This window comes from Actinocrinis sp. (assembly GCF_035946395.1).
GTDB lineage: Bacteria > Actinomycetota > Actinomycetes > Streptomycetales > Catenulisporaceae > Actinocrinis.
Genome location: NZ_DASYZI010000121.1, coordinates 1 through 26,264, shown reverse-complemented (window position 1 = coordinate 26,264; position 26,264 = coordinate 1). Strand labels below are relative to the sequence as shown.

Annotated in this window: 25 protein-coding genes; 10 read left to right on the top strand and 15 right to left on the bottom strand. The window is 69.0% G+C overall.

Annotation, left to right across the window (positions count from 1 at the left end):
* The coding region (gene ligA / locus VGS97_RS07920; protein ID WP_326852607.1) for an NAD-dependent DNA ligase LigA at positions 1-2,012 on the bottom strand (2,012 nt) is incomplete at its 3' end.
* 71 nt (positions 2,013-2,083) lie between these two features.
* Complete coding sequence (locus VGS97_RS07915) at positions 2,084-3,127, bottom strand: methionine synthase (RefSeq protein ID WP_414641663.1); 1,044 nt, start codon at positions 3,125-3,127, stop codon at positions 2,084-2,086.
* Positions 3,128-3,395: 268 nt separating this feature from the next.
* On the opposite strand from VGS97_RS07915, the gene VGS97_RS07910 reads away from it, so the two are divergent.
* Positions 3,396-3,845, top strand: coding sequence for a hypothetical protein (locus VGS97_RS07910; protein WP_326852605.1), 450 nt, complete (start codon positions 3,396-3,398; stop codon positions 3,843-3,845).
* A 40-nt stretch (positions 3,846-3,885) separates the two neighbouring features.
* Here the strand turns inward: VGS97_RS07910 and mnmA are convergent, their stop codons facing one another.
* The 5 genes from mnmA to VGS97_RS07885 form a co-directional block, all read right to left on the bottom strand.
* Positions 3,886-5,070, bottom strand: a complete 1,185-nt coding sequence (gene mnmA / locus VGS97_RS07905; protein ID WP_326852604.1) for a tRNA 2-thiouridine(34) synthase MnmA — start codon at positions 5,068-5,070, stop codon at positions 3,886-3,888.
* Between the two features lie 64 nt (positions 5,071-5,134).
* The gene (locus VGS97_RS07900; RefSeq protein ID WP_326852603.1) at positions 5,135-5,686 is read right to left on the bottom strand and encodes a Uma2 family endonuclease; all 552 of its coding nucleotides are present in this window, start codon (positions 5,684-5,686) and stop codon (positions 5,135-5,137) included.
* A complete protein-coding gene (locus tag VGS97_RS07895) occupies positions 5,686-6,858 on the bottom strand; it encodes a cysteine desulfurase family protein (protein ID WP_349262037.1) in 1,173 nt (390 codons plus the stop codon). Before VGS97_RS07895 ends, VGS97_RS07900 begins: the two co-directional genes overlap by 1 nt.
* A gap of 93 nt (positions 6,859-6,951) precedes the next feature.
* The gene (locus tag VGS97_RS07890) at positions 6,952-7,926 is read right to left on the bottom strand and encodes an electron transfer flavoprotein subunit alpha/FixB family protein (RefSeq protein WP_326852601.1); all 975 of its coding nucleotides are present in this window, start codon (positions 7,924-7,926) and stop codon (positions 6,952-6,954) included.
* Between the two features lie 18 nt (positions 7,927-7,944).
* Positions 7,945-8,724 carry an electron transfer flavoprotein subunit beta/FixA family protein gene (locus tag VGS97_RS07885; protein WP_326852600.1) on the bottom strand — a complete coding sequence of 260 codons (780 nt, stop codon included), beginning with the start codon at positions 8,722-8,724 and terminating at the stop codon, positions 7,945-7,947.
* Positions 8,725-9,014: 290 nt separating this feature from the next.
* Between VGS97_RS07885 and VGS97_RS07880 the strand changes: the two genes are divergently transcribed.
* Positions 9,015-9,791, top strand: coding sequence for a 3'(2'),5'-bisphosphate nucleotidase CysQ (locus VGS97_RS07880; protein ID WP_326852599.1), 777 nt, complete (start codon positions 9,015-9,017; stop codon positions 9,789-9,791).
* Positions 9,792-9,881: 90 nt separating this feature from the next.
* Here VGS97_RS07880 and VGS97_RS07875 read toward each other — a convergent pair whose 3' ends face one another.
* The 5 genes from VGS97_RS07875 to VGS97_RS07855 form a co-directional block, all read right to left on the bottom strand.
* Complete coding sequence (locus tag VGS97_RS07875) at positions 9,882-10,955, bottom strand: ABC transporter ATP-binding protein (protein WP_349262036.1); 1,074 nt, start codon at positions 10,953-10,955, stop codon at positions 9,882-9,884.
* A 173-nt stretch (positions 10,956-11,128) separates the two neighbouring features.
* Positions 11,129-12,124, bottom strand: coding sequence for an ABC transporter permease (locus VGS97_RS07870; protein ID WP_326852597.1), 996 nt, complete (start codon positions 12,122-12,124; stop codon positions 11,129-11,131).
* Between the two features lie 167 nt (positions 12,125-12,291).
* Positions 12,292-14,106, bottom strand: coding sequence for an ABC transporter substrate-binding protein (locus VGS97_RS07865; protein ID WP_326852596.1), 1,815 nt, complete (start codon positions 14,104-14,106; stop codon positions 12,292-12,294).
* Positions 14,107-14,209: 103 nt separating this feature from the next.
* Positions 14,210-15,199, bottom strand: a complete 990-nt coding sequence (locus tag VGS97_RS07860) for an ABC transporter permease (protein ID WP_326852595.1) — start codon at positions 15,197-15,199, stop codon at positions 14,210-14,212.
* Positions 15,200-15,621: 422 nt separating this feature from the next.
* Positions 15,622-16,359, bottom strand: a complete 738-nt coding sequence (locus VGS97_RS07855) for a TetR/AcrR family transcriptional regulator (RefSeq protein ID WP_326852594.1) — start codon at positions 16,357-16,359, stop codon at positions 15,622-15,624.
* A 430-nt stretch (positions 16,360-16,789) separates the two neighbouring features.
* On the opposite strand from VGS97_RS07855, the gene VGS97_RS07850 reads away from it, so the two are divergent.
* The 3 genes from VGS97_RS07850 (at position 16,790) to VGS97_RS07840 (ending at position 19,679) form a co-directional block, all read left to right on the top strand.
* The gene (locus VGS97_RS07850; RefSeq protein WP_326852593.1) at positions 16,790-17,731 is read left to right on the top strand and encodes a tetratricopeptide repeat protein; all 942 of its coding nucleotides are present in this window, start codon (positions 16,790-16,792) and stop codon (positions 17,729-17,731) included.
* Between the two features lie 603 nt (positions 17,732-18,334).
* Entirely contained in the window at positions 18,335-18,958 is a 624-nt protein-coding gene (locus tag VGS97_RS07845) for a DUF6230 family protein (protein WP_326852592.1), read from the top strand.
* Positions 18,959-19,151: 193 nt separating this feature from the next.
* Positions 19,152-19,679, top strand: a complete 528-nt coding sequence (locus VGS97_RS07840; protein ID WP_326852591.1) for a DUF6114 domain-containing protein — start codon at positions 19,152-19,154, stop codon at positions 19,677-19,679.
* Positions 19,680-19,721: 42 nt separating this feature from the next.
* On the opposite strand, the gene VGS97_RS07835 is transcribed toward VGS97_RS07840, so the two are convergent.
* On the bottom strand, positions 19,722-19,964 hold the full coding sequence (locus VGS97_RS07835) for a hypothetical protein (RefSeq protein WP_326852590.1): 243 nt from the start codon (positions 19,962-19,964) through the stop codon (positions 19,722-19,724).
* Between the two features lie 85 nt (positions 19,965-20,049).
* On the opposite strand from VGS97_RS07835, the gene VGS97_RS07830 reads away from it, so the two are divergent.
* Positions 20,050-20,436, top strand: a complete 387-nt coding sequence (locus tag VGS97_RS07830) for a hypothetical protein (RefSeq protein WP_326852589.1) — start codon at positions 20,050-20,052, stop codon at positions 20,434-20,436.
* 47 nt (positions 20,437-20,483) lie between these two features.
* Here the strand turns inward: VGS97_RS07830 and VGS97_RS07825 are convergent, their stop codons facing one another.
* Both VGS97_RS07825 and bcp read right to left on the bottom strand, forming a co-directional pair.
* On the bottom strand, positions 20,484-21,251 hold the full coding sequence (locus VGS97_RS07825) for an AIM24 family protein (protein WP_326852588.1): 768 nt from the start codon (positions 21,249-21,251) through the stop codon (positions 20,484-20,486).
* 291 nt (positions 21,252-21,542) lie between these two features.
* Entirely contained in the window at positions 21,543-22,013 is a 471-nt protein-coding gene (gene bcp / locus VGS97_RS07820) for a thioredoxin-dependent thiol peroxidase (protein ID WP_326852587.1), read from the bottom strand.
* Between the two features lie 265 nt (positions 22,014-22,278).
* Between bcp and VGS97_RS07815 the strand changes: the two genes are divergently transcribed.
* From VGS97_RS07815 to VGS97_RS07800, 4 genes are all read left to right on the top strand, one after another.
* Positions 22,279-22,599 carry a DUF3618 domain-containing protein gene (locus VGS97_RS07815; RefSeq protein ID WP_326852586.1) on the top strand — a complete coding sequence of 107 codons (321 nt, stop codon included), beginning with the start codon at positions 22,279-22,281 and terminating at the stop codon, positions 22,597-22,599.
* A 477-nt stretch (positions 22,600-23,076) separates the two neighbouring features.
* Positions 23,077-23,379, top strand: coding sequence for a co-chaperone GroES (locus VGS97_RS07810; RefSeq protein ID WP_349262034.1), 303 nt, complete (start codon positions 23,077-23,079; stop codon positions 23,377-23,379).
* Positions 23,380-23,505: 126 nt separating this feature from the next.
* Positions 23,506-24,642, top strand: a complete 1,137-nt coding sequence (locus VGS97_RS07805) for an AI-2E family transporter (RefSeq protein WP_326852584.1) — start codon at positions 23,506-23,508, stop codon at positions 24,640-24,642.
* Positions 24,643-24,790: 148 nt separating this feature from the next.
* The gene (locus VGS97_RS07800) at positions 24,791-26,257 is read left to right on the top strand and encodes an FAD-dependent oxidoreductase (RefSeq protein WP_326852583.1); all 1,467 of its coding nucleotides are present in this window, start codon (positions 24,791-24,793) and stop codon (positions 26,255-26,257) included.
* Positions 26,258-26,264 lie beyond the last annotated feature (7 nt).

The following is a 26,264-nucleotide window of genomic DNA, read 5'->3' as shown; positions in this document are numbered from 1 at the left end:
GCGGCCTGCGCGGCGTCCTTGGCTCCATCGCGGGTGAAGCCGGTCAGCGTGCCGGTGATCACCAGGGTGAGCCCGGCCAGCGGTTTCGGCCCGGTGTCGGCCGGGACCGAGGGCGAGACCCCGGCGGCCAGCCAGCGGTCGACGATCGCGCGGTGCCAGTCCACCGCGAACCACTCGACGATGGACTGCGCGATGGTCGGCCCGACGCCCTCGATCGCGGCCAGTTCCTCGGCCGGGGCCTCGGCGACGCGCTCCAGCGAGCGCAGTTCGCGGGCGATCTCACGGGCAGCGCTCGGGCCCACGTGCCTGATGGACAGCGCCACCAGGTAACGCCACAGCTCGCGGGTGGTCTTGGCCTGCTCCAGCTGTTCGATCAGCTGCTCGGTGGTCTTGGTCGGGACGGAGGGCTTCTTCTCGGTCGGCTTGGTGTAAAAGTACGGGACCAGCTCGCGGTCGCCTTCCTTGGCGTCCTTGCCGCGGGACTGCTGCCACATGCGCGGCGCGGCCAGCGCTTCCAGCGTCAGATCGAACAGGTCGCCCTCGTCGCGCAGCGGCGGCTCGCCGTCGTCCGGCTGCGTGAGCGCGACCGCGGCCTCGTATCCGAGCGCTTCGATGTCCAGCGCGCTGCGTCCAGCCAGGTAGTTGACGCGCTCCCTTATCTGCCCGGGGCAGTTGCGGGCGTTGGGGCAACGCAGGTCGATCTCGCCCTCCTTCTGGGCGGCGATCGGAGTGCCGCAGTCCGGGCAGTTCTCCGGCATCCGGAACGGCCGCTCGCTGCCGTCGCGCAGGTCGGCCACCGGGCCGACGATCTCCGGGATCACGTCGCCTGCCTTACGCAGGATCACCGTGTCACCGATCAGGATGCCCTTGCGTTCGACGACCTCCTGGTTGTGCAGGGTGGCGAACGCGACGGTCGACCCGGCGACCTTGACCGGTTCCATCACGGCGTACGGGGTGACCCGCCCGGTCCGCCCGACCTGCACCTTGATGTCGAGCAGCTTGGTGGTCACCTCCTCCGGGGGGTACTTGAAGGCGATGGCCCAGCGCGGGTCTTTGGAGGTGGCGCCCAGCCGGCCCTGCAAGGCGAGGTCGTCCACCTTCACCACAACGCCGTCGATCTCGTGCTCGACGTCGTGCCGGTGCTTGCCGTAGTACTCGATGTACTCCTTGACTTCGTCGAGCGAGGCCACCACCCGGACCCGGTCGGAGGTGGGCAGGCCCCAGGCGTGCAGCAGTTGGTAGGCATGCGACTGGGAATCGATGGTCAGGCCGCGGCGAGCGCCCATGCCGTGCACGACCATCCGCAGCGGCCGCTGCGCCGTGATCTTCGGGTCCTTCTGCCGCAGCGAGCCGGCGGCGGCGTTGCGCGGGTTGGCGAAGGTGCGGCCCTCGGATTCCTGTATGGCCGCGTTGAAGTCGTCGAACTGCGCGGCCGGGAAGTAGATCTCGCCGCGCACCTCGACCAGTTCCGGCACTCCAGCCTCAACGTTCGCTGCTTCGTCGCTGCCGGTGAGGCGGTGCGGGACGCCCTTGATGGTGCGCACGTTGGGGGTGACGTCCTCGCCGATGCGGCCGTCGCCGCGGGTGACGCCGCGCACGAGCCGGCCGTGCTCGTAGACCAGGCTGATCGCCAGGCCGTCCACCTTCAGCTCGCACAGGTACGCCGGGGTCTCGCCGATCTCCTTGACGACCCGGTCGTGCCACGCTTCGAGCTCGACGAAGTCGAACGCGTTGGCCAGCGAGAGCATCCGCTCGACATGCCGCACCGAGGTGAACTCGGTGGAGACCTCGCCACCGACCTTCTGCGTCGGCGAATCGGGGGTACGCAGCTGCGGATGCTGCTGTTCGAGCGCGTCGAGTTCACGCATCAGCGCGTCGTACTCGCCGTCCGAGATGGTCGGAGCGTCCGCCACGTGGTAGTGGAAACGGTGCTCCTCGATCTGCTCGGCGAGGTCGGCGTGCCGGGTGCGCGCCGCGCTCAGCGGGTCCGCGCCAGCAGGTTCGCCAGCCATCCGGTCCGTCCCCTCTTCGTCGCCCTCGTTCGTCGTCGGTGTCCCAAAACTACCGGGCACCACCGACAAAACTAGTCAACCTCTTCAAGGGCGCGAGCGGTGTCCCGGCACAGTTTCAGCGCGTGCTTGGCCCAGGCCGGGGACGCTGCGGCCAGTCCGCAGGAGGGTGTGACGATCACACTTTGGGCCACTCGCTGCGCGGAGAATCCGAGCCGACGCAGGACGAGGGCATGGTCCGCGAGCGCCTTGACCTGCGGCACGCGTCCGGGTTCGACGGTAGGCACGATTCCGGCGAACAGTCGCACACCACCCTCGATCAGCGCGCCGAGCGCTTCGTCGTGACGATCGGAGAGCAGCGACAAGTCGAAGGAGATGCCGTCCACTCCCGCGTTGCGCAGGGAATCGAACGGTACGTCAGGTGCACAGCAGTGCACGATAACTAGCGCACCGCCACCCTTCTCCCCCACCCCGCCGCCACTTCGGGCGCCGTCGATGACAGTACGCAGCAAGTCACGCGCGGCGCTCTCCTCGACGGCGCGTAACCTTCCGAACCCGCTAGCCGTCGGGACGGTGCCCCTGAGCACTCCGGGCAACGCAGGTTCGTCCAGCTGAACGACGACTTGCGCACCCGGAACGCGCTTACGCACATCCTCGACGTGTAGCCGCAGACCCTCCGCAAGCGAGGCGGCGACGTCACGTACCGCCCCCGCGTCGGCGAGCAGCTTGTCGCCATGCTGCAACTCGACAGTCGAGGCCAACGTCCACGGGCCGACGAACTGGAGCTTGAGCGGCCCCGCGTAGCCCTGCGTGTGCTCCTCAAGCAGATCCAGATCACTGGAGAGGTAGCCGCGCGCCCTGCGATGGTCCCGACCGGGCCGATCGGTGATCCGCCAGCCCGAGGGCTGCACGTCTGCGAACAGGTCGACGAGGATTGACGTACCGCGCCCGACCATGTCGGCGCCGACGCCGCGACCAGGCAGTTCGGGCAGGAAGGGCACGCCGGGGCGCTCGCCGAGCTCACCCATGACCAGTCGGACCGCTTCGGCCATGTCCTGGCCCGGCAGCGACCCGACGCCGGTGGCCGCAGGCCCGGACATCGGCGATCGGGACGACATCGCGGCGGGATCTGTGCTCATGAGCCGAGCCTAGACGGAACGGGTGGTTCCTCCGACCGAGTGATTCGGGCTCTTCGGACCCAACAGGGGGAATCCACGGACAAATCCGCTGCGCAGAGCGTCCGGTTCTGCGACACTCAGGCACTCAACGGGGTATTGATTCAACCGCCGGGCTGCATCAGGACTCAGATGCGCCGGAACGGGTACGAGTGTGTCGTTCGTTGCATCGTGGGAGCACCGAAACGCAACGGGAGAGGAGGGAATCCGCGTGCACACCGTCTTCTTCGCGGCCGACGCCGCGCTGCTGCCGCGGCTGGCGGCGGCCGGGGGCGACCTGGACGGGCTCGACCTGGCCTGTGTGGACGCCGCGGATCTGGACCCGGCGCAACTGCTGGAACTCGACACCCTGATGACCGGCCACGATCCGGTGGCCGTGCGCGAGGCCGTGCTCACGCCGGCCCGCGAGCTGGGCCGTCCGGGCGCGCTGGCCCAGGGCACGGAGGAGCGCGTCGTGCTGTGCGTGCGCCCGGCCCTGTGCACCAGCCTGCTCGGCCGCACCGACGCCGAGTTGGACGGGATCGCCGAGGACTGGGAACTGCGCGGCTGGGGCGCCGACTGGGGCGCGCACCGCTATGGCGCGCTGCTGCGATCGCTCGCGCTGCTCGCCGAGGTCGCCAACATCGAGCAACACGGCGTTTACGTACGATTCGACGTCTGACGGATGCGCCGACCAGACCGGCCGGCCCGCGTGCAACCTGCTACGCGGCCTGTGCGGCGACCGGTCGGCGCGTCGCGGTGATGGTCGCCGACCCGATGACGCGAGTGCCGTCGTAGAACACTGCGGTCTGGCCCGGTGCGATCCCCCGCGCAGGCTCGATCAGCCGCACGGTGACTGTGCCGCGCGAGGCGTCGTAACGCGCGACCGCCGCAAAAGGCTCACCGTGTGCACGCAGCTGTGCGAGGCACTCGAACTCGACTGCGCTTTCAGCCGTGCCCTTAGCGCCCTCAGTGCCCGAGACGACGTCCGGCTGCGCACCGCACCACCGCAGGTGATCGCCCTCAAGCTCGGCGACGACGAGTTCGTCGGCCGTCCCGACGGTCACGATGTTGTTGACCGGCGAGATGTCGAGCACGTAACGCGGTCGGCCGTCCCCGGCCGGGTCACCGATCCGCAGGCCTTTGCGCTGCCCGACGGTGAACGCATACGCACCCGAGTGCGAGCCGACGACCTTGCCCGAGCTGTCCACGATCGGCCCGGACTCGGCGCCCAGCCGCTCGGCCAGGAACCGGCGGGTATCGCCGTCCGCGATGAAGCAGACGTCGTGCGAGTCCGGCTTGTCGGCCACGGCCAGCCCGCGCCGCTCGGCCTCGGCGCGCACCGAGGTCTTGGTCGAGCCGCCGAGCGGGAAGATCGCGTGCGCCAGCTGCCCGGCGTCGAGCACGCCGAGCACATACGACTGGTCCTTCGCCGGATCGACCGCACGGTGTAGTTCGCGGATGAGCACGCCGTCATCGCCGGCGCCGGAGCCGCCGTCGGGTCCGGGCCGGTCCACGATCCGCGCGTAGTGCCCGGTGCACACCGCGTCGAAGCCGAGCGCGAGCGCCTTGTCCAGCACCGCCTCGAACTTGATCTTCTCGTTGCAGCGCAGGCACGGATTCGGCGTGCGCCCCGCCGCGTACTCGCTGACGAAGTCGTCGACCACGTCCGCGTGGAAGCGCTCGGCCAGATCCCAGATGTAAAACGGAATGCCGATCACATCGGCGGCGCGGCGGGCGTCCCGCGCGTCCTCGGCGGTGCAGCAACCGCGGGCGCCGGTGCGGAAGGACTGCGGGTTCCTGGACAGCGCCAGATGGACCCCGGTCACCTCGTGCCCGGCCTCCACCGCCCGGGCGGCCGCGACCGCCGAGTCGACTCCGCCGGACATCGCCGCAAGTACACGCATGCTTCCAGGGTACGTGCTGCCGCGACCGGTTTAGATCAGATGATCAGTCCGCACCCACGGGCGGTCACGGTTTCGGTGCCTCAAGCGGGATGTCGATCGGGAACGGGACCCCGGTCTTCAGACGGCCGATGTGCGTGTGCTTCAGACGGTACGTGCCGCCGTAAAGCTCGTGCTCTTGCACGATCGGCGCATCATCCAGCCCGCGTTCGATGAGCCAGAATGCCTGGATGCCCATAGTCGCATAGATTGGCGGCTTGTCCTCACGGTCCCGCCTCGCCGACTCGGGCGTAGTGACTTCAGCCGCAAGCACCACGTCATCGGGATCGAGAACGCTCTTGTCCAGATCCCACGCGCCGGCATGCATGATCGAAATATCGGGCTCGGGCGCGGTCCGCTCGCTGAGCTTGATCGCCATGCGGTACAGCACGGCGTACTCGCCCGGCACCTGGCTCTCCAGAGCCTTGCACAGTTCCCTGACCACCGTCATGTGCCAGCTTGTCTGCGCACTCCAGAAAAGCCGGCCTTCGAGCAGTTCCGCTCGTTTGGGCGCATCCTCGGGGAACGTGGAAAGCGTCCAGCCCCCGGGCGGCGGGGTCGGGAGCATCTGCGCGTTCATCAGCTCAGACCTGCGGACCTGGCGCGTTCCACCACCGCGGGCAGCGCGTCGACCAGGGTCTTGACGTCTTCGGCGGTGGAGGTGCGGCCGAGCGAGAAGCGCAGCGAGCCGCGGGCCAGGTCGGGGTCCGCGTCCATGGCCAGCAGGACGTGGCTGGGCTGCGCGATGCCGGCTGAGCACGCGGAGCCGGTTGAGCACTCGATGCCGCGGGCGTCGAGCAGCATCAGCAGCGAGTCGCCTTCGCAGCCGGGGAAGCAGAAGTGCGCGATGCCGGGGAGCCTGCTTTCGGGGCCGCGGGCCGGGTCACCGGAGAGGATCGCGTCGGGGACCGCGGCGAGGACGCCGTCGATCAGCAAGTCGCGCAGGTCGGTCAGGCGTGCGGACTCGTGTTGGAGTTCGCGGACGGCGGCGGTCGCGGCGGCGGCGAAGCCGGCGATGGCCGGGGTGTCCATGGTGCCGGAGCGCGCGCGCTCCTGGCCGCCGCCGTGCATCAGCGGGATGGGCTCGACCTGGCGGTCCAGCAGCAGCGCGCCGACGCCGATCGGGCCGCCGATCTTGTGGCCGGTGACCGTCATCGCGTCCAGGCCGCTGGCCGTGTAGTCCACCGGCAGGTGCGCGAAGGCCTGGATCGCGTCGGAGTGGATCGGCAGTTCGTATGCGTGCGCTACGGCGGCCAGGTCCTGGATCGGCTGGACCGTGCCGACCTCGTTGTTCGCCCACATCACGGTGACCAGCGCGACCGAGCCGGGATCGCGGCGGATCGCCTCGGCGAGGGCCTCGGGGCGCACCCGGCCATACCGGTCGACCGGCAGCCAGTCGACCACCGCGCCCTCGTGCTCGGCGAGCCAGTCCAGCGAGTCGAGCACGGCGTGGTGTTCGATCTTCGGGGCGAGGATGCGCACGCGGCCCGCGTCGGCCTGTCGGCGTGACCAGTACAGGCCTTTGACCGCGAGGTTGTCGGCCTCGGTGCCACCGCCGGTGAACACGATGTGGCTGGGCCGCGCGCCGAGCGCAGCGGCCACCGCCTCGCGGGACTCCTCCACCACCCGGCGCGACTCACGGCCGGAGCCGTGCAGCGAGTTGGCGTTGCCCACCCGGGCGAACTGCTCGGCCATCGCCGCGATCGCGTCTGGATGCATCGGCGTGGTGGCGGCGTGGTCGAGATAAGTCATTTCAGTCATAAGCATAGTGGCCCCGGCCAGCCCGTTTCGGGGCTGTGCGCCGGGGCCGCGGTGGGCGTCGTCCGCGTCGCGCCGCAGGCGCGCCTATCGACGCCGGGTGATTTCCTCAGTGAGCTGCGGGACCACCTTGAACAGGTCGCCCACCACGCCGTAGTCCACCAGCTCGAAGATCGGCGCCTCGGGGTCCTTGTTGACGGCGACGATGGTCTTCGAGGTCTGCATGCCGGCCCGGTGCTGGATCGCTCCGGAGATGCCGGCCGCGATGTAGAGCTGCGGCGACACGGTCTTGCCGGTCTGCCCGACCTGCGACTGGTGCGGGTACCAGCCGGAGTCCACCGCGGCGCGGGAGGCGCCGACCGCCGCGCCGAGCCGGTCGGCCAGCGCCTCGATGACCGAGAAGCTCTCGGCCGAGCCGACGCCGCGGCCGCCGGAGACCACGATCGCGGCCTCGGTGAGCTCCGGACGGTCGCCCTTGGGCACGACGACCCGGTCGACGACCCTCGCCAGCTTCGCCGCGTCGGTCAGTTCGACCGAGACGTCGACGCGGTCGGCGGCACCGGCCTGCGGCACCAGCGGGGTCGAGTTCGGGCGGATCGCGACGATCGGGGTTCCGGCGGTGACCGTGGAGTGCACGATCGAGGAGCCGCCGAAGATGGACTGCTCGGCGACGAGGGCGTCCCCGTCGAGCTTGAGGTCCACGGCGTCGGTCAGGATGCCGGAGCCGGTCTTAAGCGCCAGCCGCGCGGCGATCTCCTTGCCCTCGGCGGTGGCCGGGACCAGCACCGCGGCCGGCTGTGCGTCGGCGACCAGCTTGGCCAGCAGCTCGGCCTTCGGCGCGACGACGTAACCGTCGAGCTGGGGATCGGTCGCGACGTAGACCTTGGCGGCGCCGTACTCGGCCAGCTTGTCCCTGGCGGCGTCGATGACGGAGCCGTCGACGGCGGAGCCGATGAAGACGGCGGCGGGCGTGCCCAGTTCGCGGGCCTTGGTGAGCAGTTCGAGGGTGACCTTCTTGACCGCGCCGTCGGCGTGGTCGACCAGGACGAGGATCTCAGCCATGACAGCTACCAGGCCTTCCTAGATGAACTTCTTCGTAGCGAGGAAGTCGGCGAGCTGCACGCCGCCGTTGCCTTCATCGGTGACGATGGTGCCCTTGTCGCGCGGCGGCGCGACGGCCGCGTCGAGCACCTTCGAGCGCGAGCCCGAGACGCCGACCAGCGCGGCGTCGATCTTGGCGGCGGCCGTGTCCAGCGTCTCGACCGGCTTCTTCTTGGCCGCCATGATCCCCTTGAACGAGGGGTAGCGCGGCTCGTTGATCTTCTCGACCACGGAGACGACGGCCGGCAGGCTCGCCTCGACCACGTCGTGGCCGTAGTCGGTCTGCCGGTTGATCCGCACCGAGGCGCCGTCGATCTCCACCTTGGCGGCGAAGGTCAGCTGCGGCAGGCCGAGCCGCTCGGCCAGCAGCGCCGGGACGATCGAGGTGCGCGCGTCGGAGGCCTCGCAGCCCATCACGATCAGGTCGTACTCAAGGGTGCCGAGCAGCTGCGCCAACGCGTACGAGGTGGCCAGCGCGTCCGAACCGGCCAGCGCCGGGTCGGTGAGGAAGACCGCCTTGGCGGCGCCCATCTGCAACGCCTTCTTGTAAGCGTCGGTGGCGTCCTGCGGGCCCATCGAGACCACGGTGACCTCCCCGCCGTGCTTCTCGGCCAGCTGGAGCGCCTCCTCGACCGCGAATTCGTCCATCTCGTTGATGAGGCCGTCCACGGCGGCGCGGTCGACGGTCAGAGTGCCCGGGTCCAGCCGCTTCTCGGCCGCCGTGTCCGGTACCTGCTTGACAAGGACGACGATGTTCATTGCTCCGGCGCCTCCCGCACGGTGGATCTCTCGCACTGTGGTTTCACGTGGTCGGGGTCTCACGTGGTCGGGGTGCCGGACCGGCCGGATCGCTGCCGGATGGTTCCAGCCCCTCAGCCGAGGATACGGGATCCCGACCACCAAACTACCGTTCAGTAATGTGTCGTGGGCCACATGATGACACAGGTACGCTCCCATGTCCCAGGGAAGGACGGCGTACGTGACGACGGGTGCGGGACGACGGCGCGGCCCGTGGTCGGCCGAGTTCACAAATGAGGGATGGTATTGATATGCGATCAGCGCACGACGATCATCTGACGGCCCATGACCTGGCGACGAGAGCGGGTGTGCTGCTGACCGAGTTGCGCGACTCCTGGTCGGGCGACGATCCACGCAAGCTTCGCGACGCGGGCGACCGGGAGTCGCATGAGTTCCTGATGGCGCAGCTGGCGAAGATCTGTCCCGATGACGCCGCCCTGAGCGAGGAGGGCGCGGATGATCCGAAACGGCGCGACGCCGACCGGGTTTGGATCGTCGACCCGCTCGACGGGACGCGGGAGTTCGGCGAGCCGGGCCGCGACGACTGGGCCGTTCACGTGGCGCTGTGGACCAAGCAGGCCGGCGGGCTGACCGCGGGCGCGGTCGCGCTGCCCGCCCGGGAGCTGACCTTGAGCACCGCGGTGCCCGCCCCGTCCGATCAGCCCGCACGCGCGCAGGGGCCGTTGATCGCGGTCAGCCGCACCCGGCCGCCGGACTTCGTCGCCGCGGTGGTGAGCAAGGTGCCCGGCGCGCAGGCCGTGCCCATGGGCTCCGCGGGCGCCAAGGTCGCGGCCGTGCTGCTGGGCGAGGTCGACGCCTACCTGCACGCGGGCGGACAGTACGAGTGGGACTCGGCGGCGCCGGTCGCCGTGGCGCAGGCCTACGGCGTACACGCAAGCCGAATCGACGGATCGCCGCTGATCTACAACCAGTTCCCGCCGAACCTGCCCGACCTGCTCGTGTGCCGCAAGGAGCTGGCCACGGTGCTGCTCGACGCGATAGCGGCAGTGCGGGGCGAGGGCGCCTGACCGGCGCGCCTAGCTTGACGTAGCCCCTCGGTGCTCTGTCCTGGGGCGGCGAGGGGCTACGTCAAGCATCAAGCGTGGGCGTCAGGCATGTCAGAGGTGCGGGGCGATTCGGTCGGCGAACAGCCGACGGCGGTGCTCGGCGCCGAGGTGGCAGCGCACGAGGTGCCGGCGTCCGGCGTCGAGCAGTTCCGGGACCTCGTCGTCGCAACTGCCGCCGGTCAGTTCGGCGAAGGTGCAGCGGGAGTGGAACGCGCAGCCGGACGGCACGTTGATCAGCGACGGCGGGTTGCCCGGGATCGGCAGCAGCCGCTCCTGTACGGCGCGATCGAGGCGCGGCATCGAGCCGAGCAGACCCCACGTGTACGGATGCTCCGGCGCGGTGAAGACGGACCCGGCCGGGCCGTACTCCACGGCCCTGCCCGCGTACATCACCATGATGTCGTCGGCCAGCTCCGCGACCACGCCCAGATCGTGCGTGATGATGATCAGAGCGCTGTTGAACTCGCGCTGCAAATCCCGCATCAGGTCGAGAATCTGGGCTTGGACGGTGACGTCGAGAGCGGTGGTCGGCTCGTCGGCGATCAGCAGCTGCGGATTGCACACCAGCGACATCGCGATCATCGCGCGCTGCCGCATCCCCCCGGAGAACTGATGCGGGTAGTCGTCCACCCGGGCGTTCGGCTGCGGTATGCCGACGCGGTCGAGCATCTCGATCGCGCGGGTGCGGGCAGCGGCCTTGGACACCTGATTGTGCACCAGGTACGCCTCGGCGATCTGGTCGCCGACCGTGTACATGGGGTGCATGGCGGACAGCGGGTCCTGGAAGACGATCGCCATCTTGTCGCCGCGTAACGCCTGGATCTTCTCCTCGGACGCGCCGACGAGTTCCTCGCCGTCCAGCCAGATCTCGCCGGCTATCCGTGCCCCGCCGCGCCCGCGCTTGTCCGGGCGCTTGTGCAGGCCGAGCAGCGAGAGAGAGGTGACCGACTTGCCCGAGCCGGATTCGCCCACGATGCCGAGGGTACGGCCTCGCTCCACCTGGAAGCTGACCCCGTCCACCGACTTGACCAAGCCGTCCTCGGTCGGGAAGTACACCCGCAGGTCACGTACGTCGAGGAATGCTTGGCTGCTGTTGAAACCGGTCGAGTAGTAGTCCTCGATCATCGTGTTCGGCACCGGGTTCCGGATCGGCACGGGCCGCGTCGTCACGGGCTGAGGAACTGTCTCGACCGCCGCGTGCCTAGCGCCCGCGCGCCGCGCCACGGCGCGTTCCCCGCGTGCTTCGTGCTCGAACTCGTACTCGTCCGCTGGCTGGTCAGGCCTGCTGTGCCGACCGGTCACGACAACCTCACCCGGGGATCGACGACGGCGTAGAGCACGTCAACCACGATGTTCGCGAGCACGATGAAGAAGGCGGCGAGCAGGGTCACGCCCATCACCACCGGAAAGTCTCCCTGGTGGATCGAAGTGATCGCCAGTTCGCCGAGGCCGGGCAGCGAGAACGCCACTTCGAGCAGCACCGCGCCGCCGAGGACTGCGCCGAGGTCCATGCCGAAGATGGTGATGATCGGACTTATTGCCGACCGCAGCGCGTGCTTGTACAGCACCTTGCGCTCGCTCAGTCCTTTGGCCCGCGCGGTACGCACGAAGTCCTCGTTGAGTGCTTCGAGCATGCCGGCTCGGGTGAGCCGCGTGTAGAGCGCCGCGTAGCCGAAGGCCAGCGCGATCCACGGGATCAGCAGGTGTGAGGCCCACTGCAACGGGTTGTCCAGGAAGCTCACGTATACAGTGCTCCACTGCCCGGTGAGCGCTTCGAGCAGCGGCCCGACGAAGTAGACCGGCAGCGCCACGCCCGCCAGCGCGATGCCCATCGACGCCCGGTCGGCGAGCGTGCCCTTACGTACGGCCGAGATCACGCCGGACAGGACGCCGAACACCAGCCACAACACGCCGGCACCGATGGCGATCGACAGCGTGATCGGTGCGCGGTTGAGCAGCGTCGGCCAGACCTGTTCGTAGTTCTTGAACGAATAGCCGAAGCACGGCGCGTTGCACCGGATCAGCTGCACGCCGTCGCTGTACGTGCGACCGCCGACGATGCCCGTGACGTAATCGAAGTACTGCACGAACAACGGCTTGTCAAAGCCGATCCGGTCGATGACCGCGTGCAAGGCAGCCGGGTTCTGCTGCTTGCCGACGTAGGCGGCGGCCAGCGATTCGGGAGTCTGGCCGGCCCACATCGGCAGTACGTAGAAGATCCAGAACGTGATCAGGGTGACCACGAGCAGCAGGCCGACGGCGGCGAACAAGCGCCGGACGATGTAAGTCAGCATCGGGATAAGTGGCAAGGCTGCCGCCGATCTACCGACCGGAGCCGCGCGTCGCCGTTCACCTGCCTTCGGAGTGATGTGCCTGAGAGTTTGTCACCTCGCGGACTCGGCGGCCCCAGGGCATCCGGGGCCGCCGAGTGCGCGACGTGTATTGAGCGGGTGACGAGGTGTCAGCTGCCACCGGTGGTGCCGAGCACGGAGAAGTCCGGCTCGCCGAAAGCCGGAGCCATGAACCAGTTGGTCACGTTGGCCGGGTGGTAGACCAGCGCCTTGTTGTAGATCAGCGGGACGATGGCCGCGTCGCCCATGGCCTGCTGGTCGATCTGGGTGCCGATCTTGGCCCGGGCGTCGGCGTCGTTGGTCGCCAGGTACTGCTGGAACAGGTTGTCGACCGCGTCGGTGTCGTACTCGCCCAGGTTGGTCGAGCCGCCGCCGGAGTGGATGCCGGCGCTGGTGATGACCTGGTCGAGGTCGCCGTAGGCGTCGGCCCAGTCCGCGCCCCACTTCATCATCGACAGCGCGATCTTGTTGTGCCTGACGAAGTCGCTGTTGCCGGCGTACGAGCTGAAGTACTTGTCCGAGGGGTACTTGTCGATGTTGACGTTGATCCCGGCCAGCTTCAGCGCCGCCTGGATGGCGATCGCGGAGTTGACCTCCTTGTCCCGCTCGATGCGGGCGGAGAGGTTCACGTTCAGCGTGCCGTCGGCGTTGAACGCGCTCGGCTCGGCCTCCTGGCACTGACCGAGCAGCTGCTTGGCCTTTGCCGGGTCACCCTGGTTGCCGGGGCTCTGGTACTGGTTCGCCTGCGCGTAGCCGGCCATGTCCGGGGTCAGCAGGGTGGACGCGATGTCGCCGCCGCCGATCCCGCCGCCCATCGCGGACTGCACGGTGGTCTTGTCCACCGCGTACTCGACCGCCTCGCGGCAGAACTTGTTGTCGAACGGCTTGACCGTCGTGTTGATGGTCATGTACGTCAGGGCATTGGTGTACCCGTCGTCGGCCTGGGCCTTGAGCGCCGGGTTGGCCAGGATCTGCGACTGGGCGGTGGTGCCGACGCCGGTTCCGTCGAGGTCGACGTCGAGCTCGCCGTGCAGCAGCTCCTGGTCCATCGTGTCCTGGTTCACGTTGAGCTGCACGGTGATCTTGCCCGCGGTGACCTTGTGCACGCCCTCGGGGTCGGTCGAGGACTTGAAGTTCTGGTTCGGCACCAGCACGGCCTGCTTGCCCGGCTCGTACGAGGAGAACTCGTACTGGCCCGAGGACAGCAGGGTCTTGTAGTAGTTGGCGCCGGTGTCCTTCGCCTGCGGCACCGGGATGGTGGACGGCAGCGCGGCCAGTTCGGGGAAGTCGGCGAACTTCGCGGTCAGGTGGAACTTGATCGTGTCGGTGCCGTCCACCTCGATGCCGGAGACGCCGTCCGCGGTGTTCTTGTCGAGGTAGGGGCCCTTGTAGTCGCCCTTGTTCTGTAGAATCTGGGCGAAGTAGGCGGGGCCGTTGACCAGCGTGTCCTGGCCGAAGTTCGACCGCTCGACGGCGTACTTGACGTCGGCCGCGGTGATCGGCGTGCCGTCCTGGTAGGTCACGTCGGGACGCAGGTGGAAGGTCCAGGTCAGGCCGTCGGAGGACACCTGGCCGGTGTCGGTGGCCAGGTCGGGCACGAGCTGGAGCCCCGCGTCGCCGGGGGCCTGCTTCCAGGTGAGCAGCGGCCGGCCGTAGAGCCTGACGAAGTCCCAGGAGAACGCGTAGTACGTGTTGCCCGGGTCGATCGAGTCCCAGTCGGAGACCAGCGCCATGCGCAGGGTGCCGCCCTGCTGGGACGAGGCGTTGACGACGGTGGTCAGGCCGGCGTTGAAGCTGCTGTTCGACTGGCTCGCAGACCCCGATGACGAACTGCCGCAGGCAGTGGCGGCGGTGGCGATGGCCAGTGCGCCCGCGGTGGCGGCGATGACGTTGCGTCTCGTCGGGACGGGATTGCGCTTTCGCATGATGCGGTGAAACCCCCAGATTGCGAGTCGCCGCGCCGGATGAGGGCCGGGTACGGCGGGGTGGAACTGCTGGTGTCGCGCCCGCGCCAACACGGGCGGCTCCTCACCGCGACCCCTTCGGATCGAAGGCGTCGCGCAGCCCGTCGCCGAGCAGGTTGAACGCCAGGACGGTGACGAAGATGGCGGCGCCCGGCACGATGAGGTACTCCGGGTCGATCTGGAAGGTGCCGATCGCCGAGTTGATCATCGCGCCCCAGGACGGCGTCGGGTCCTTGACGCCGACGCCGAGGAACGAGAGCCCGGCCTCGAACAGGATGTTCGCCGGGATGAGCAGGGTGGCGTAGACCAGGATCGGGGCGAGCAGGTTGGGCAGCAGCTCGCGCAGGATGATCCGGCCGGGGCCGGCGCCCATCGAGCGCGCGGCGGCGACGAACTCGCGCTCGCGCAGCGCGATGGTCTGGCCGCGCACGATACGGCCGATGTACGGCCAGGAGAAGAAGCCGATCACGACCACCAGCACGCCGAAGCGCAGCCCGGTGCCGGACAGCCCGAAGGCGTCGTCCGGCAGCACGCCGATGATCGCGATGGAGAACAGCAGCAGCGGGAAGGCGAGGAAGACGTCCATCGTGCGGCTGATCACCGCGTCCACCCAGCCGCCGAAGTAGCCTGCGACGGTTCCCAGCAGCGTGCCGATCAGGATGGCGACCACGGTGGAGACGCCCGCGATGCCGAGCGAGACGCGTGCGCCGTAGAGGATCCGGCTGAAGACGTCACGGCCGTTGGGCAGGTCCACGCCGAGCCAGTGCTGCCCGCTGATCCCGCCCATCCCGCCGTACGGGATCTGGAAGTTCGGGTCGATCAGCCTGTTGTGCAGGGAGTCCGGGTCGTTGCCGCTGAGCGCGGACAGCGGTCCGGCGAGCGCCGCCGCGAGGATCAGCAGGACCACCACGACCCCGCCGGCCATGGCGACCCGGTCCTTCTTCAGCCGGTTCCAGGCGATCCGGCGCAGCGAGCGTCCCTCGATCAGCGCCACGGCTGACGCGGCGTCGGAACCGGGTATGAAAGTCCCGTCCGATTCCCTGATCATCGTCATCGAGTCGCGTCCTCATGAAGCGTTCAAGCCACGGCGGACGGCGCTCCGGGCCACATGTGCGGCCCTTGTGAGGCAACGCACACCGGCGCGGTTCACCGCCGACGTGTGCGGTGCAGCTTGCGGCGCTCGAGTCTGCGCCATCAGACACGGACCCTGCCTCAAACATGAGATCGAAGGGAAGGGGCCCGGGTTCTCCTTTGCCTAACCGTGATCAGTCGGCCACCTCCACGCATTCGACCCCTACGGTCGGTGACCGGGCGCATTCGAACCGTTCCGGATCTTTCGTGTTCTTACACGCACGATCGCCCGCGCCACGTCTTCCGGCTCATTCGGTGAAGCCGGGCTGAAAATGCGACAAACATTGCGTGTTGACGAACACGGCATGGCGACGAACACCGCGACAAGGACAGCGCGGCGGCAGGTCAGCGGACCGTGCCAGGCAGGATCGCGTCGAGGAAGCGCTTGAGGTACCCCTCGTCCACCGGCTCGCCCGCGATGAGCATCCGGTGCACGATCGTGCCGACGATGATGTCGAAGAGCAGGTCGGGGTCGGTCGTCTTCGCGTTCTGCTCGCCGCGCTCCGCGGCGCGAACCGCGCCTTCCCGCACGAGGCGGCGCGACCGGTCGACGATCTTGTCACGGACGTCGTCGCGCAGCCTCGGATCGCGCACGGCGTGCGCGGCCAGCGCGAGGACCGCGGCCTGCGTCTCGGGCAGCGCGAGCAGCGCGATCAGATCCCTGATGGTGGCCTCGGCGTCGGCCCGCACCGAGCCGGCGTCGCACGGTTGCAAAGTGTCGAACAACTGCGCCATCGCGTCCACCACCAGATCGGCCTTGCCGGACCAGCGGCGGTACAGCGTGGTCTTGGCGACTCCGGCGTGGGCGGCGACGTCGCCGAGGGTCATGCCGTCCCAGCCGCGTTCGGCGAGCAGACGGCGGGCCGCGGCGAGGATCGCCTCGTCCGCGTCGGGCGAGCGGGGGCGTCCGGGGCGGGTGAACTCCTCCGGGCCGCTCGCGGCCGGCCTGCCCTCGCTCAGCCGCCGGCGCTCGGACGCCCGGCGCTCGGCGGCGTGCTCGGGCCCCGGCCGACGCTCACGGACCTTGCCCGTCTTTCCACTGTCCTCCAGTCCGTGCGACCCCTTACCGGAGACAGACGCCACTACTGCCGCCTTTCCCTGAAGACTGCGGATTCCGCTACGCTACGACGCGTATCGGAAGTTTTCCACTGCTGATATGGTCGCACGGCGGCGGGAACCGAGGGACGTACCCGGTGGGGACTGGGAGCGCGGGGCCCGCCCCGTTGCCCACCAGGTCGCATCGCCTCCCGTTGTCCGTCTCAAGCGGGTTCGCGGGGTGGATTGCCGGGCTCGCGTGCCGATGGCCGTCGTCTGGCCACGTTGTCGTCGGTCGCCGCGTTGTTGGTCGCCGAGCGGTGTTGTTCATGCGGCTGGCGCCGCACGGTGCTGCGACTCCCCTCTCCGCGTTTGTCACGCTCAGCTCTCGACCCACGAGCTGTCCGGCAATCCACCCCGCGAATCCACTTGAGACACGCGTCGCCGCCGAGGTTCCGGCGGGTGTGAGAATGGACGCATGCGACCTTCGTTCTCGATGTCCGGAGTAGTGGACCTCTCAGCGCTCAAACAGCCTTCCGCGCCTGCCGCGGGCGGTTCCGCGCCCGCTTCAGCGCCGGGTGCGGCGCAGGGAGCCGCCGGGGCGCAGGGCTCGGCGTTCGTGGTGGACGCCAACGAGGCCGACTTCCAGTCCGTGGTGCTGGAGCGCTCGCTACAGGTGCCGGTGGTGCTGCACCTGGGGGCCGACTGGTCCGAGCAGAGCAAGCAGCTCGGCGCGGTGCTCGAACGGCTGGCCGCCGAGTTCGCCGGGGGCTTCGTGCTGGCCCGGGTGGACGCCGAGACCAATCCCCGCCTGGCGCAGGCGCTGCGGGTGACGGGCATCCCGGCGGTCAAGGCCATCGTCGCCGGCGAGCTGATCGGCGAGTTCACCGGGGCGCAGCCGGAGGCCCAGGTCAGGCAGTGGGTCACCGAGCTGCTGGCGCTGGCCAAGCGCGAGTTCGGCCTCGGCGCCGAGGGCGGGGCCGCGCCCGGACCGGCCGAGCCGCCGCTGGACCCGGCGATGGCCGCCGCGTACGACGCGCTGGCCGCGGACGACCTCGACGGCGCCGCCCGCGCGCTACAGAACGTGCTGAGCCAGACCCCGAACCATCCCGAGGCCAAGCCGGCGCTCGCCCAGGTCGAGCTGCTGCGCCGGACCCGCGACGCGGATCCGGCGGCGGCGCTCAAGCGGGCGAAGCAGAACCCGCAGGACATCGGGGCACAGTGCGCCGCCGCGGACGCGGCGATGGCGGACGGCGACGCGGACACGGCGATCGCGCTGCTGCTGGCCGCCGTGCGCACCTTCGCCGGTGACGAGCGGGACCGGGCCCGAAAGCTGCTGCTCGACTACTTCGAGCTGCTCGGCGCGCAGGACCCGCGGGTCGCTCCGGCACGGGCACGGCTGAGCGCGCTGCTGTTCTGAGGCAACTGATACTTCTGATATATTCGATGCACATACTTATGCCAGCTCAGACGTTCTAACTTCCGCGCCCGGCCGTTCTCGGTCAGCCGCGCGGACCAGGTGTAAGCCGGGCGCGTACTTCGCCGTCCTGGTCACTCGTCAGAGTGATTCCAGGGCGGCGCATTACTTACTCTTTACCTTCGCGCACCTGTACCGATTTTTGCCGCGCGCGGTATCCGCTCAACCGCCACCACCGGAGAGTTGCCTGAACCGGGGCGCTTTCTCGGCGTAAATGCCCTGCCACGTTCCGGGAACACGAGGAACGCAGCACACAGCCGGGCCGACTTAATGGTTACCAGGCGGTAACGAACATCTTGTGGAAGAAGCACGCGTCAAGCACGATCGCTCCTACCCGGTCCGGCCGGCGCATCCGCAGTGAAAGGCGGCGCGCAGTCGGAGTCCCCACCGGGCCAGCGCAGAAGGCGGTATGTCCCCATCACCGCCAACTCACTGTTCGCACATCGCAACCTCGCCGCGACGTTTCCGTGTCCTCACGGTTCGCGCGGTCCCTCGGTTCCGCCGTGGCCCGGCCCTGCCGGGCCACGCAACGCATCAGGAGTGGACGTGAAGGACAACTCCGGCGCCCAGGTCCTAGGGCGCACCTCGTGGAAACGACTCGGCCTGGTCATGGTGCCGACCGTCGTGGCCGCGGGCGCACTTACCGTCGCCATGGCCAACGGCGCGATCGCCGCCTCGTTCGCCGTATCAGGCCAGCAGTTCCAGCTGACCGCGGGCTCGCTCAACGGCTCCGGCTTCGTGGAGTACGGCTCGGTCGACCAGAAAGCAGACGGAACGCCGGTCCCGGACGCCGTCTCCGCGTTCAAGTCGGCGGACATCACCAACCTGTGCCAGTCCGTGGTGACCAGCCTGCCGTTCATCGGCGATGTGACGCTGACCATCAAGGCGGGCGGCGGCACCACCCCGGTGCACGCGGACAATCTGATCATCGACTTGACGCAGCTGAACGCGAACACCGCGACGTTCACCAACATCAACATCGGCCAGGACGCCTCCACCCTCAGCGGCAGCGCCCCCGGGGCCACGGGCACGAAGGGCTTCTTGGGGCAGCAGGCCGAGAGCGCCGATCTCAGCGGGGTCCAGCAGATCGCCTACTCGGCCAATGCGGGCAGCTTCCAGCTGCACGACATGACGCTGGGCGTGACGATGGGCAACAACCCCTGCTTCTAGCAGCACAGCGGTTCCCAGCAGCGGCGCTGCCATTTGGTACCAAGACCGCCCGGCACCGAAACCGGTCGGCGGCGAACCATCTGGCAGCGAACCGACTCACACCACTGACACCGCAGTCCGCACCCGCCCGAGCGCGTGGGTGCGGGGGCCGCCTTGCCCCGCACTCACGCGCACCCCTTCCGGAGCAGCCGCGATGACAACGCACTCCCTTGACGGCCCCACGTCCGGCGACGCGCAGCGCCCACCCGCCGTGGTGCGGTACCTGCACGGCTTCCGCCACTGGCGCAAGGGCCGACCCTTTCCCGCCGGTCTGTTGATCATCCTGGCGGGCGCCGAACTCTGGCTCGCACCGCTGTCCTCGCTCGGCACGATCATCCACGAGGGCATCGGCGGCGTCTCCGCGTTCTTCATCGGCGCGCTGATGGCCATGTTCGGCCTGTCCATCTGGCTCGCGCCGGCGTACCGGACGTTCGCCGGGATCGCCTCGATCCTGCTGGGCCTGATCGCGCTGCCGGCCACCAACCTCGGCGGCTTCTTCGTCGGCACCCTGCTCGCCCTGATCGGCGGCGCTCTCGCCGTGTCCTGGGTGCCCCAGCCGGGCTGGCACGCGCCGACCTACCGCGAGCGGCGCCGGGCGAAGGCCGCGCGCGCGGACGAGGCGAGCGCCGAACCGAGTGCCGAATCGGAGGAGACCGGTGCCCACGAGCGCCCGGAGAACTGACGCCCACGGCGCCGACGCCGGGCGGACCGACGCTCGGGGGACTCACGCACCGTCACGCCGGGTCATGGCGGGGGTCGGTACGCCGGTCGCGCTGATGGCCGTCGCCGGAGCGCTGGCCCTCGCCACCCCGGCGGCCGCGGCCGGCAGTTCGAACCCAACGCCCTCCCCGACTTCGTCCTTCCTGACCTCACCGTCTGCGGCCTCGCCGAGCCCGACCTCGGTCCGCGCCACCGCGACCACATCGGCGAAGCGATCGACAACGCCGACCGCAACGACGAGTCGCATACCGCGGTCCACGATCAAGCAGAACACGGCCAGCTCAGGTGGAAACATCGCAGCCGCGGCCCCATGGCACCTGAGCGCGCCGTCGATGACGATGTACGGCCTGACCTACAACGGCATCACGACGATCAGTACGGAGACCGGGTCGGAGCAGGTGATGGACTTCACCGCCGCGAAGGTGACGGTGCTGTCGATGGTCACCTACTCGGTCCAGGCAGGCGGCAGACTCCAGTACGTCAACGGCGGCCAGGGCCAGACGGTCACGCTCACGAACGTCCACCTCTGGTCGACGTCGCTGACGGCTGATGTGCTCGGCCTGCTCCACCAGACGTTCACACCGGACTCGCCGGGGCTGCTCGTCGCCCTCCAGGGCGTCACGATTCCGGTTCTGCCGTTCACGAACGTGGAGGCGGACAACGCGTTCCTGAACACGCAGACGATCGTCATCCCCGGCTTCAACGGCCACGGGACCTGACCCGCGCGACACGAAGCCGGGGAAACCGACCGGCGCTCCCGGCTTCGTCAGCCGCCGCCACCGAGCAGGCCGCCGATGATGCCGCCGGTCACCGCGCCGCCGATGCCGCCGCGCGCTCCGCCGGCGACCGCGCCGGCCGCCGCGCCCGCCTCCGCGCCGCCCGGGTGGAAGTAGCCGGACTGGAGCCCGACCCGGCCGGGGCCGGTGAACCGGTTGAACACCAGGTTCCCGCCACCGCCGAGGATGCCGGTCTTCAGGCCGAAGACCTGCTGGGAGTACTGGACGGACATGTCGCGGTAGATCCACGAACCGGGTTCGACGTCGATGACCTCGCCGGGCTGGAGCACCACCTCGAAGGCGTTGCCGTGCGCGTGCAGCCAGAGCAGTCCGTCGCCCTGGTGCGCCTCGAAGCGGTCCTGCCAGAAGCCCTGGCTGCCGAACAGCATCGAGCCGATGCCGCGCACCCGCTCGAAGTTGTAGCCGAGGTTCGCGGTGGCGGCCAGGAACTGGTGCTCACGCACCAGGATCGCCGTGCCGTGCGGCACGGTCAGCGGGAAGACCTGGCCGGCCGAGTCGCGGGAGAACGCGATCTCGCCGAAGCCCACGGCCTGGGTCATGAAGATGGACATGCCGCCGATCACCCGCTTGAACGCCCCCTTGAGCGGCATGATCTGAACGTCCACCTGCGGCTGCTTCCACAGCACCACGTGGTGCTCGAAGTAGACCGGCACCTGGCCGTTCATCGCCAGGTGCAGCACCGGGACGATCTGGCCTTCGATCCGGAACGCGACGCCCGGACCCTGCCCCTGGGTCACATGTGATGGAAGCAGGCTGACTTGAGCGGTCAACGGTGGTCCCCCTAGAAACTTGACTGATTGTTACCGCTGACGCGGGAGCATACGCCCTCACCGCGTCGCGGTACGCCCTCGCACGAGGGCGTACCTGGGTGCGGCCGCTGTTCCATCCCCCGCACGTCGCTTGAATGAGCGAACGACAATCCGGGAATATCAGGTATTCCCCAGTACCGCGTAAGGCCATTGCTCGATGATGAGCCCGGATCGTCCCGGTCCACATATCGCTCGCCCGGCGACGTGCGGCGGGCCGGGCTAGTCGAGCCCCAGATCGCGACGCAGCTTCGCGACGTGGCCGGTGGCCTTGACCCCGTACTGCGCCAGTTGGATCCTGCCGTTCTCGTCGACCACGAAGGTGGACCGGATCACCCCCTGCACCACCTTGCCGTACAGCTTCTTCTCGCCGTACGCGCCGTAGGCCACCAGCACTTCCTTGTCCGGGTCGGACAGCAGCGGGAAGGTCAGCGCGTCACGCTCGCGGAACTTGGCCAGCTTCTCCGGCTTGTCCGGAGACAGGCCGAGCACCGCGTAGCCCGACGCGGCGAGCGACTGGAGCGAGTCGCGGAAGTCGCAGGCCTGCTTCGTGCAGCCCGGGGTCATCGCGGCGGGGTATACGTACACGATGACCTTGCGTCCGGCGTAGTCGGCCAGCGACACCGGCTTGCCGTCGGCGTCCTGCAGGGTGAACTGCGGCGCCTCGGCACCGGCTTCCAGTCGCACGGGCATGGCGGTCCTTGCTCTCTAAATCCATCGACGGCGTTCTTGTTGCGAGTCCCCAGCCTACGAGACCGCTCCGACAGCCGAAGGCCGAACGCCGCGGATGAACGACGCCGCGGGTTCGCACTGCTCCGGATGGATGACACGGGCCGCCCCAGTCGCGCGAACAGCGCGAAACCGGGTAGGCGCACTCCAGACCGGCGCGACTTCCGGACCGGCACGAGCGGGCACGAGCGAGAAGCGGCGTACGTGAGACAGCGAGAGGGAGGCTGCGATGGCGCGGACACACAGTGAGGTCGAACCCGTTGATACCGAGACTCAGCCGGTCGAGGAGGCCAAGGACACCCGTTCCCCCGGCGAGATCGAGGCCGCCCTCGACCGCACCCGGGCACACCTGTCCGAGACCCTGGACGAGTTGAGCGAGCGGCTCGACCCCCGAGACCTGGCCCGGCGCGGCGGCCAACGGATCAAGGCGCAGTTCGTGGACGAACACAGCGGCAAGGCCCGACCCGCTCAGGTCGGGGCGGCCGTCGGCGGCCTCGGTGCGGTGGTCGGCGCACTTGTCGCCGTGCGGAAGCTACGCAGCCGTTCCTAAGCGCGACCGAGCACTGAGGGCCGACGGTGCTGTCCATGCGGTTGGCGCCGCATGGGCTCGCGGGTCGAGGGCCGAGCGTGGCAGGGCGCAGGAGGGAAGGGAGTCGCAGCGCCACGCGGCGCCAGCCACATCAGCACCACCGCGCGGCGACGGATGACGCAGCGACCGATCACAACGTGGCCAGGCAACGGCCGTCGGCCCGCAAGCCCACGCGGCGCCAACCGCATGAAACACCGCCGGCCCCGTTACCTTCTAGGAGTCCCCCCAATCCCCGGTCGCGCTAAAGCTTTCATATGCTTCCGCATCCCGTTCCAGCACAGTTCACAGAACGGCCTGCGGCCCACGGCACGCGCCGGATGCGCTAACGTCGAGCCCGTGAGTCCGCGCGCCAAGTCAGAAGACGACGAGCCGACCCCGCCCGCATCCGGAATCGGGACCGGCGGCAAGACGACCTCGCTCGACAAGCTGCCCATCAAGATGCTGCACGACCGGGTGCTGGTCCGGGCCGACGGCGCGGAGGGCGAACGCCGCTCCAGCGGCGGGATCCTGATCCCGGCCACCGCACAGATGTCGCACCGCCTCGCGTGGGCGCAGGTCGTCGCGATCGGGCAGAACGTCCGGACGGTCGAGATCGGCGACCGGGTGCTGTACGACCCGGACGACCGAGCCGAGATCGAGGTGCGCGGCGTCGACTACGTGCTGCTGCGCGAACGGGACATCCACGCCGTGGCCGCCGAACGTCTGGGCGACTCCAGCGGAGCGACCGGCCTGTACCTTTGACGCGTGGAGCCGTCCGCTGAGCCCGTGAAGCAGCAGTCCACGTCAGCAGCGGTGACTGTTTCGAACACGGCTGCTTCAGAGACAGCCGCTTCGGGAACAACTGCTCCGGGCAAAGCTTATTCAGGCATGGCTTCGAACTCGGCGCCCGCTGACGCTGCGGCTTCGGGAGCAGCGGTTTCAGAATCAACAGCTCCGGAATCAACAACTTCAGAAGCCACAGTCGTACTCCCGCAGCGTTCGTATTTCACCTACGCGTTCGGGCTGGCGGCCGGGGCGCTCTCCGCCTACCTGCTGGTGCGCGGGATCGCGCACGCGAGAAGCGTGATCATCATCGTGATGCTCGCGGCCTTCCTCGCGCTCTCGCTCGATCCCATCGTGACCGCGCTGACCAGGCAGCGGCGCGTGCCGATGCGCCGCAACGGCGCCGTGCTCGTGGTCGCGATCGGCGTGCTGGCGCTGGTCGCCGGTTTCCTCGCGGTGATCGTGCCGCCGGTGGCCACCGAGGTCACGGCCCTGCTGCGGGCCATCCCGCACGTGCTGCAACAGATCCAGGACCGCTCCACCTACCTCGGCCGGTTGGAGGCCAAATACCACGTCGTGTCGAAAGTCCAGTCCGCGCTCTCGTCTCGCGGGCTGAGCGCCAACGCGGTCACCGGGATCGTCGGCGCCGGAAAGTACGTGCTCTCCACGCTGACCTCGACGCTGGCTGTGGTCGCGCTGACGATCTACTTCCTCGCCGGGCTGCCCAGCATCGTCGCGGTGGCGTACCGCACCGTGCCCGCCTCACGCCGCGACCGAGTACGCGTGATCGGCGATCAGATCATCGGCCAGGTCGGCCGCTACATGCTCGGCTCTGCTCTCAACGCTTCCATAGCGGGTCTGTCCACGTACATCTGGGCTCTGGTATGGGGCATCCAGTACCCGGCGGCGCTCGGCCTGATGGTCGCGCTGATGGACATGATCCCGGTCATCGGATCGACCATCGGCGGCGCGATCGTCACCCTGGTCGCGCTCTCCATCTCGGTGCCCGTAGCCGTCGCGACACTCGCGTTCTACATCGGCTTCAGACTCACCGAGGACTACGTCTTGCTGCCAAAGGTGATGCGGCACGCGGTGGACGTCCCGCCGATCGTGACCGTGGTCGCTGTACTGATCGGCGGCTCGCTGCTCGGTATCATCGGCGCTCTGGTCTCGATCCCGATCGCGGCCGCGCTCAAGCTCGTGACGGTGGAAGTTCTGATTCCCCGTCTCGACAGTCGCTGAGAGCTACACTCGGTGATTACGCCATAGCCCGTCAGCGAACAATGCAGGTCTTGATGGGGCAAAGCGCGTCACACTAGTCGCGGCGCACAAGTCCATTAGTCTTAGTGCGCCACCATCGATGCGGACCTTATATGAGTAGCGGCCACCATTGAACAGCAGCACTGACCTCGTCGTCCTCGGCGCGGGACCGGCCGGGCTCTCCGCCGCGTGGCGAGCCGCCCGACGCGGCCTGTCCGTCGTGGTGCTGGACCGCTCCGACGCCGTCGGCGGCATGGCCGCCTCGTTCGACGTGGCGGGAATTCGCGTCGACTACGGAAGCCACCGACTCAATCCTGACATGCCGGCGTACGTGCTCGCCGACCTGCGTTACCTGCTCGGCGGAGACTTACAGACCCGGTACCGCGACGGGCGACTGCTGCTTGGCAATAAGTGGATAACATATCCGTTCAAGCCGCGTGAACTGGCCCGCGCGCTGCCCGCCGTGCCCATGGCCCGCGCCGCGTTCGAGGCGATCGCGACGCCGTGGCGGCGGTCCCGGGCACCGGAGAACCCGGAGTCGTACGCCGAACTGATGCGCGCAGGCTTCGGTCCGACGCTTTACGAGCAGGTGTACGCCCCTTACGCGCGCAAGCTCTGGGGTCTGGCGGGTCACGAGATCGACGTCGACCAGGCCCGGCGCAAGGCCGGCGCACCGACCGCGCTCGCCGCGCTGGTGCGCTCGGTGCGTTCCGCGATGTCCAGCGAATCGCTGGCCTATCTCTATCCCCGGCGCGGGTTCGGCCAGCTGAGCGAAGCGCTCGCGGACGCGGCGCTGACCTCCGGCGCCCGGCTGCGGCTCGGCGCGGTGGTCGAGCGGCTGGACGTCGGCGAGAGCGACATCGCCGTGCGGCTCGGCCGCTCCGAGCACCACATCGCGGCGGCGGAGCGCGGCGGCTGGTCCGGATTCGACCACTGGGAGGCGAGCGGCTGGCTGCGGGCCAAGCACGTCTTCTCCACCCTGCCGCTGCCGCTGCTGGCCCGGATGACCTCGCCCGGCGCGCCGTACGAGGCGGTGGAGGCCAGCGGCAACCTGCGGTTCCGGGCGATCGTCCTGGTGTACGCGGTGCACCGGGGCAGCCGGTGGACCAAACACGACGTGCACTACATCCCGGCCTCCGGCACGCCGGTCAGCCGGATCTCCGAACCGGCCAACCACCGGATCAATCCGGAAGACCCCGAGGACCGCTCGGTGGTCTGCTTCGAACTGCCCTGCGACATCGGCGACGAGATCTGGGACGCGTCGGACGACGAACTGCTCGACGTCGTCGGCGAAGCCGTCCAGCGCACCGGGCTGCCGCCGCTGAACCTGGACTGGCTCCAGGTCAAGCGGTTGCGCAACGTCTATCCGGTGTACCAGCGCGGATACCGGGACCACCTGGCCGTGCTGGAGGAGTGGGTGGACCGGATGGCCAACCTGACCTCGTTCGGGCGGCTGGGCCTGTTCACTCCGGACAACACCCACCACGCGATGGTGATGGGCTACGAGGCGGCCGACGCGCTGGGCTCCGGCAAGTTCGACAAGGACCACTGGTCGGCCGCACGCGACCGGTTCGCGCACAACCTGGCCGAAACCTGACCCTGCG

Bases quoted from the DNA above. Each gene is read 5' to 3' on its own strand.
- VGS97_RS07915 (WP_414641663.1), bottom strand. From the start codon at position 3,127: ATGTCGTCCCGATCGCCGATGTCCGGGCCTGCGGCCACCGGCGTCGGG.
- mnmA (WP_326852604.1), bottom strand. From the start codon at position 5,070: ATGCGTGTACTTGCGGCGATGTCCGGCGGAGTCGACTCGGCGGTCGCG.
- VGS97_RS07900 (WP_326852603.1), bottom strand. From the start codon at position 5,686: ATGAACGCGCAGATGCTCCCGACCCCGCCGCCCGGGGGCTGGACGCTT.
- VGS97_RS07895 (WP_349262037.1), bottom strand. From the start codon at position 6,858: ATGACTTATCTCGACCACGCCGCCACCACGCCGATGCATCCAGACGCG.
- VGS97_RS07890 (WP_326852601.1), bottom strand. From the start codon at position 7,926: ATGGCTGAGATCCTCGTCCTGGTCGACCACGCCGACGGCGCGGTCAAG.
- VGS97_RS07885 (WP_326852600.1), bottom strand. From the start codon at position 8,724: ATGAACATCGTCGTCCTTGTCAAGCAGGTACCGGACACGGCGGCCGAG.
- VGS97_RS07880 (WP_326852599.1), top strand. From the start codon at position 9,015: ATGCGATCAGCGCACGACGATCATCTGACGGCCCATGACCTGGCGACG.
- VGS97_RS07875 (WP_349262036.1), bottom strand. From the start codon at position 10,955: ATGATCGAGGACTACTACTCGACCGGTTTCAACAGCAGCCAAGCATTC.
- VGS97_RS07870 (WP_326852597.1), bottom strand. From the start codon at position 12,124: ATGCTGACTTACATCGTCCGGCGCTTGTTCGCCGCCGTCGGCCTGCTG.
- VGS97_RS07865 (WP_326852596.1), bottom strand. From the start codon at position 14,106: ATGCGAAAGCGCAATCCCGTCCCGACGAGACGCAACGTCATCGCCGCC.
- VGS97_RS07860 (WP_326852595.1), bottom strand. From the start codon at position 15,199: ATGACGATGATCAGGGAATCGGACGGGACTTTCATACCCGGTTCCGAC.
- VGS97_RS07850 (WP_326852593.1), top strand. From the start codon at position 16,790: ATGCGACCTTCGTTCTCGATGTCCGGAGTAGTGGACCTCTCAGCGCTC.
- VGS97_RS07840 (WP_326852591.1), top strand. From the start codon at position 19,152: ATGACAACGCACTCCCTTGACGGCCCCACGTCCGGCGACGCGCAGCGC.
- VGS97_RS07835 (WP_326852590.1), bottom strand. From the start codon at position 19,964: ATGCGACTCGTCGTTGCGGTCGGCGTTGTCGATCGCTTCGCCGATGTG.
- VGS97_RS07830 (WP_326852589.1), top strand. From the start codon at position 20,050: ATGACGATGTACGGCCTGACCTACAACGGCATCACGACGATCAGTACG.
- bcp (WP_326852587.1), bottom strand. From the start codon at position 22,013: ATGCCCGTGCGACTGGAAGCCGGTGCCGAGGCGCCGCAGTTCACCCTG.
- VGS97_RS07815 (WP_326852586.1), top strand. From the start codon at position 22,279: ATGGCGCGGACACACAGTGAGGTCGAACCCGTTGATACCGAGACTCAG.
- VGS97_RS07810 (WP_349262034.1), top strand. From the start codon at position 23,077: ATGCTGCACGACCGGGTGCTGGTCCGGGCCGACGGCGCGGAGGGCGAA.
- VGS97_RS07805 (WP_326852584.1), top strand. From the start codon at position 23,506: ATGGCTTCGAACTCGGCGCCCGCTGACGCTGCGGCTTCGGGAGCAGCG.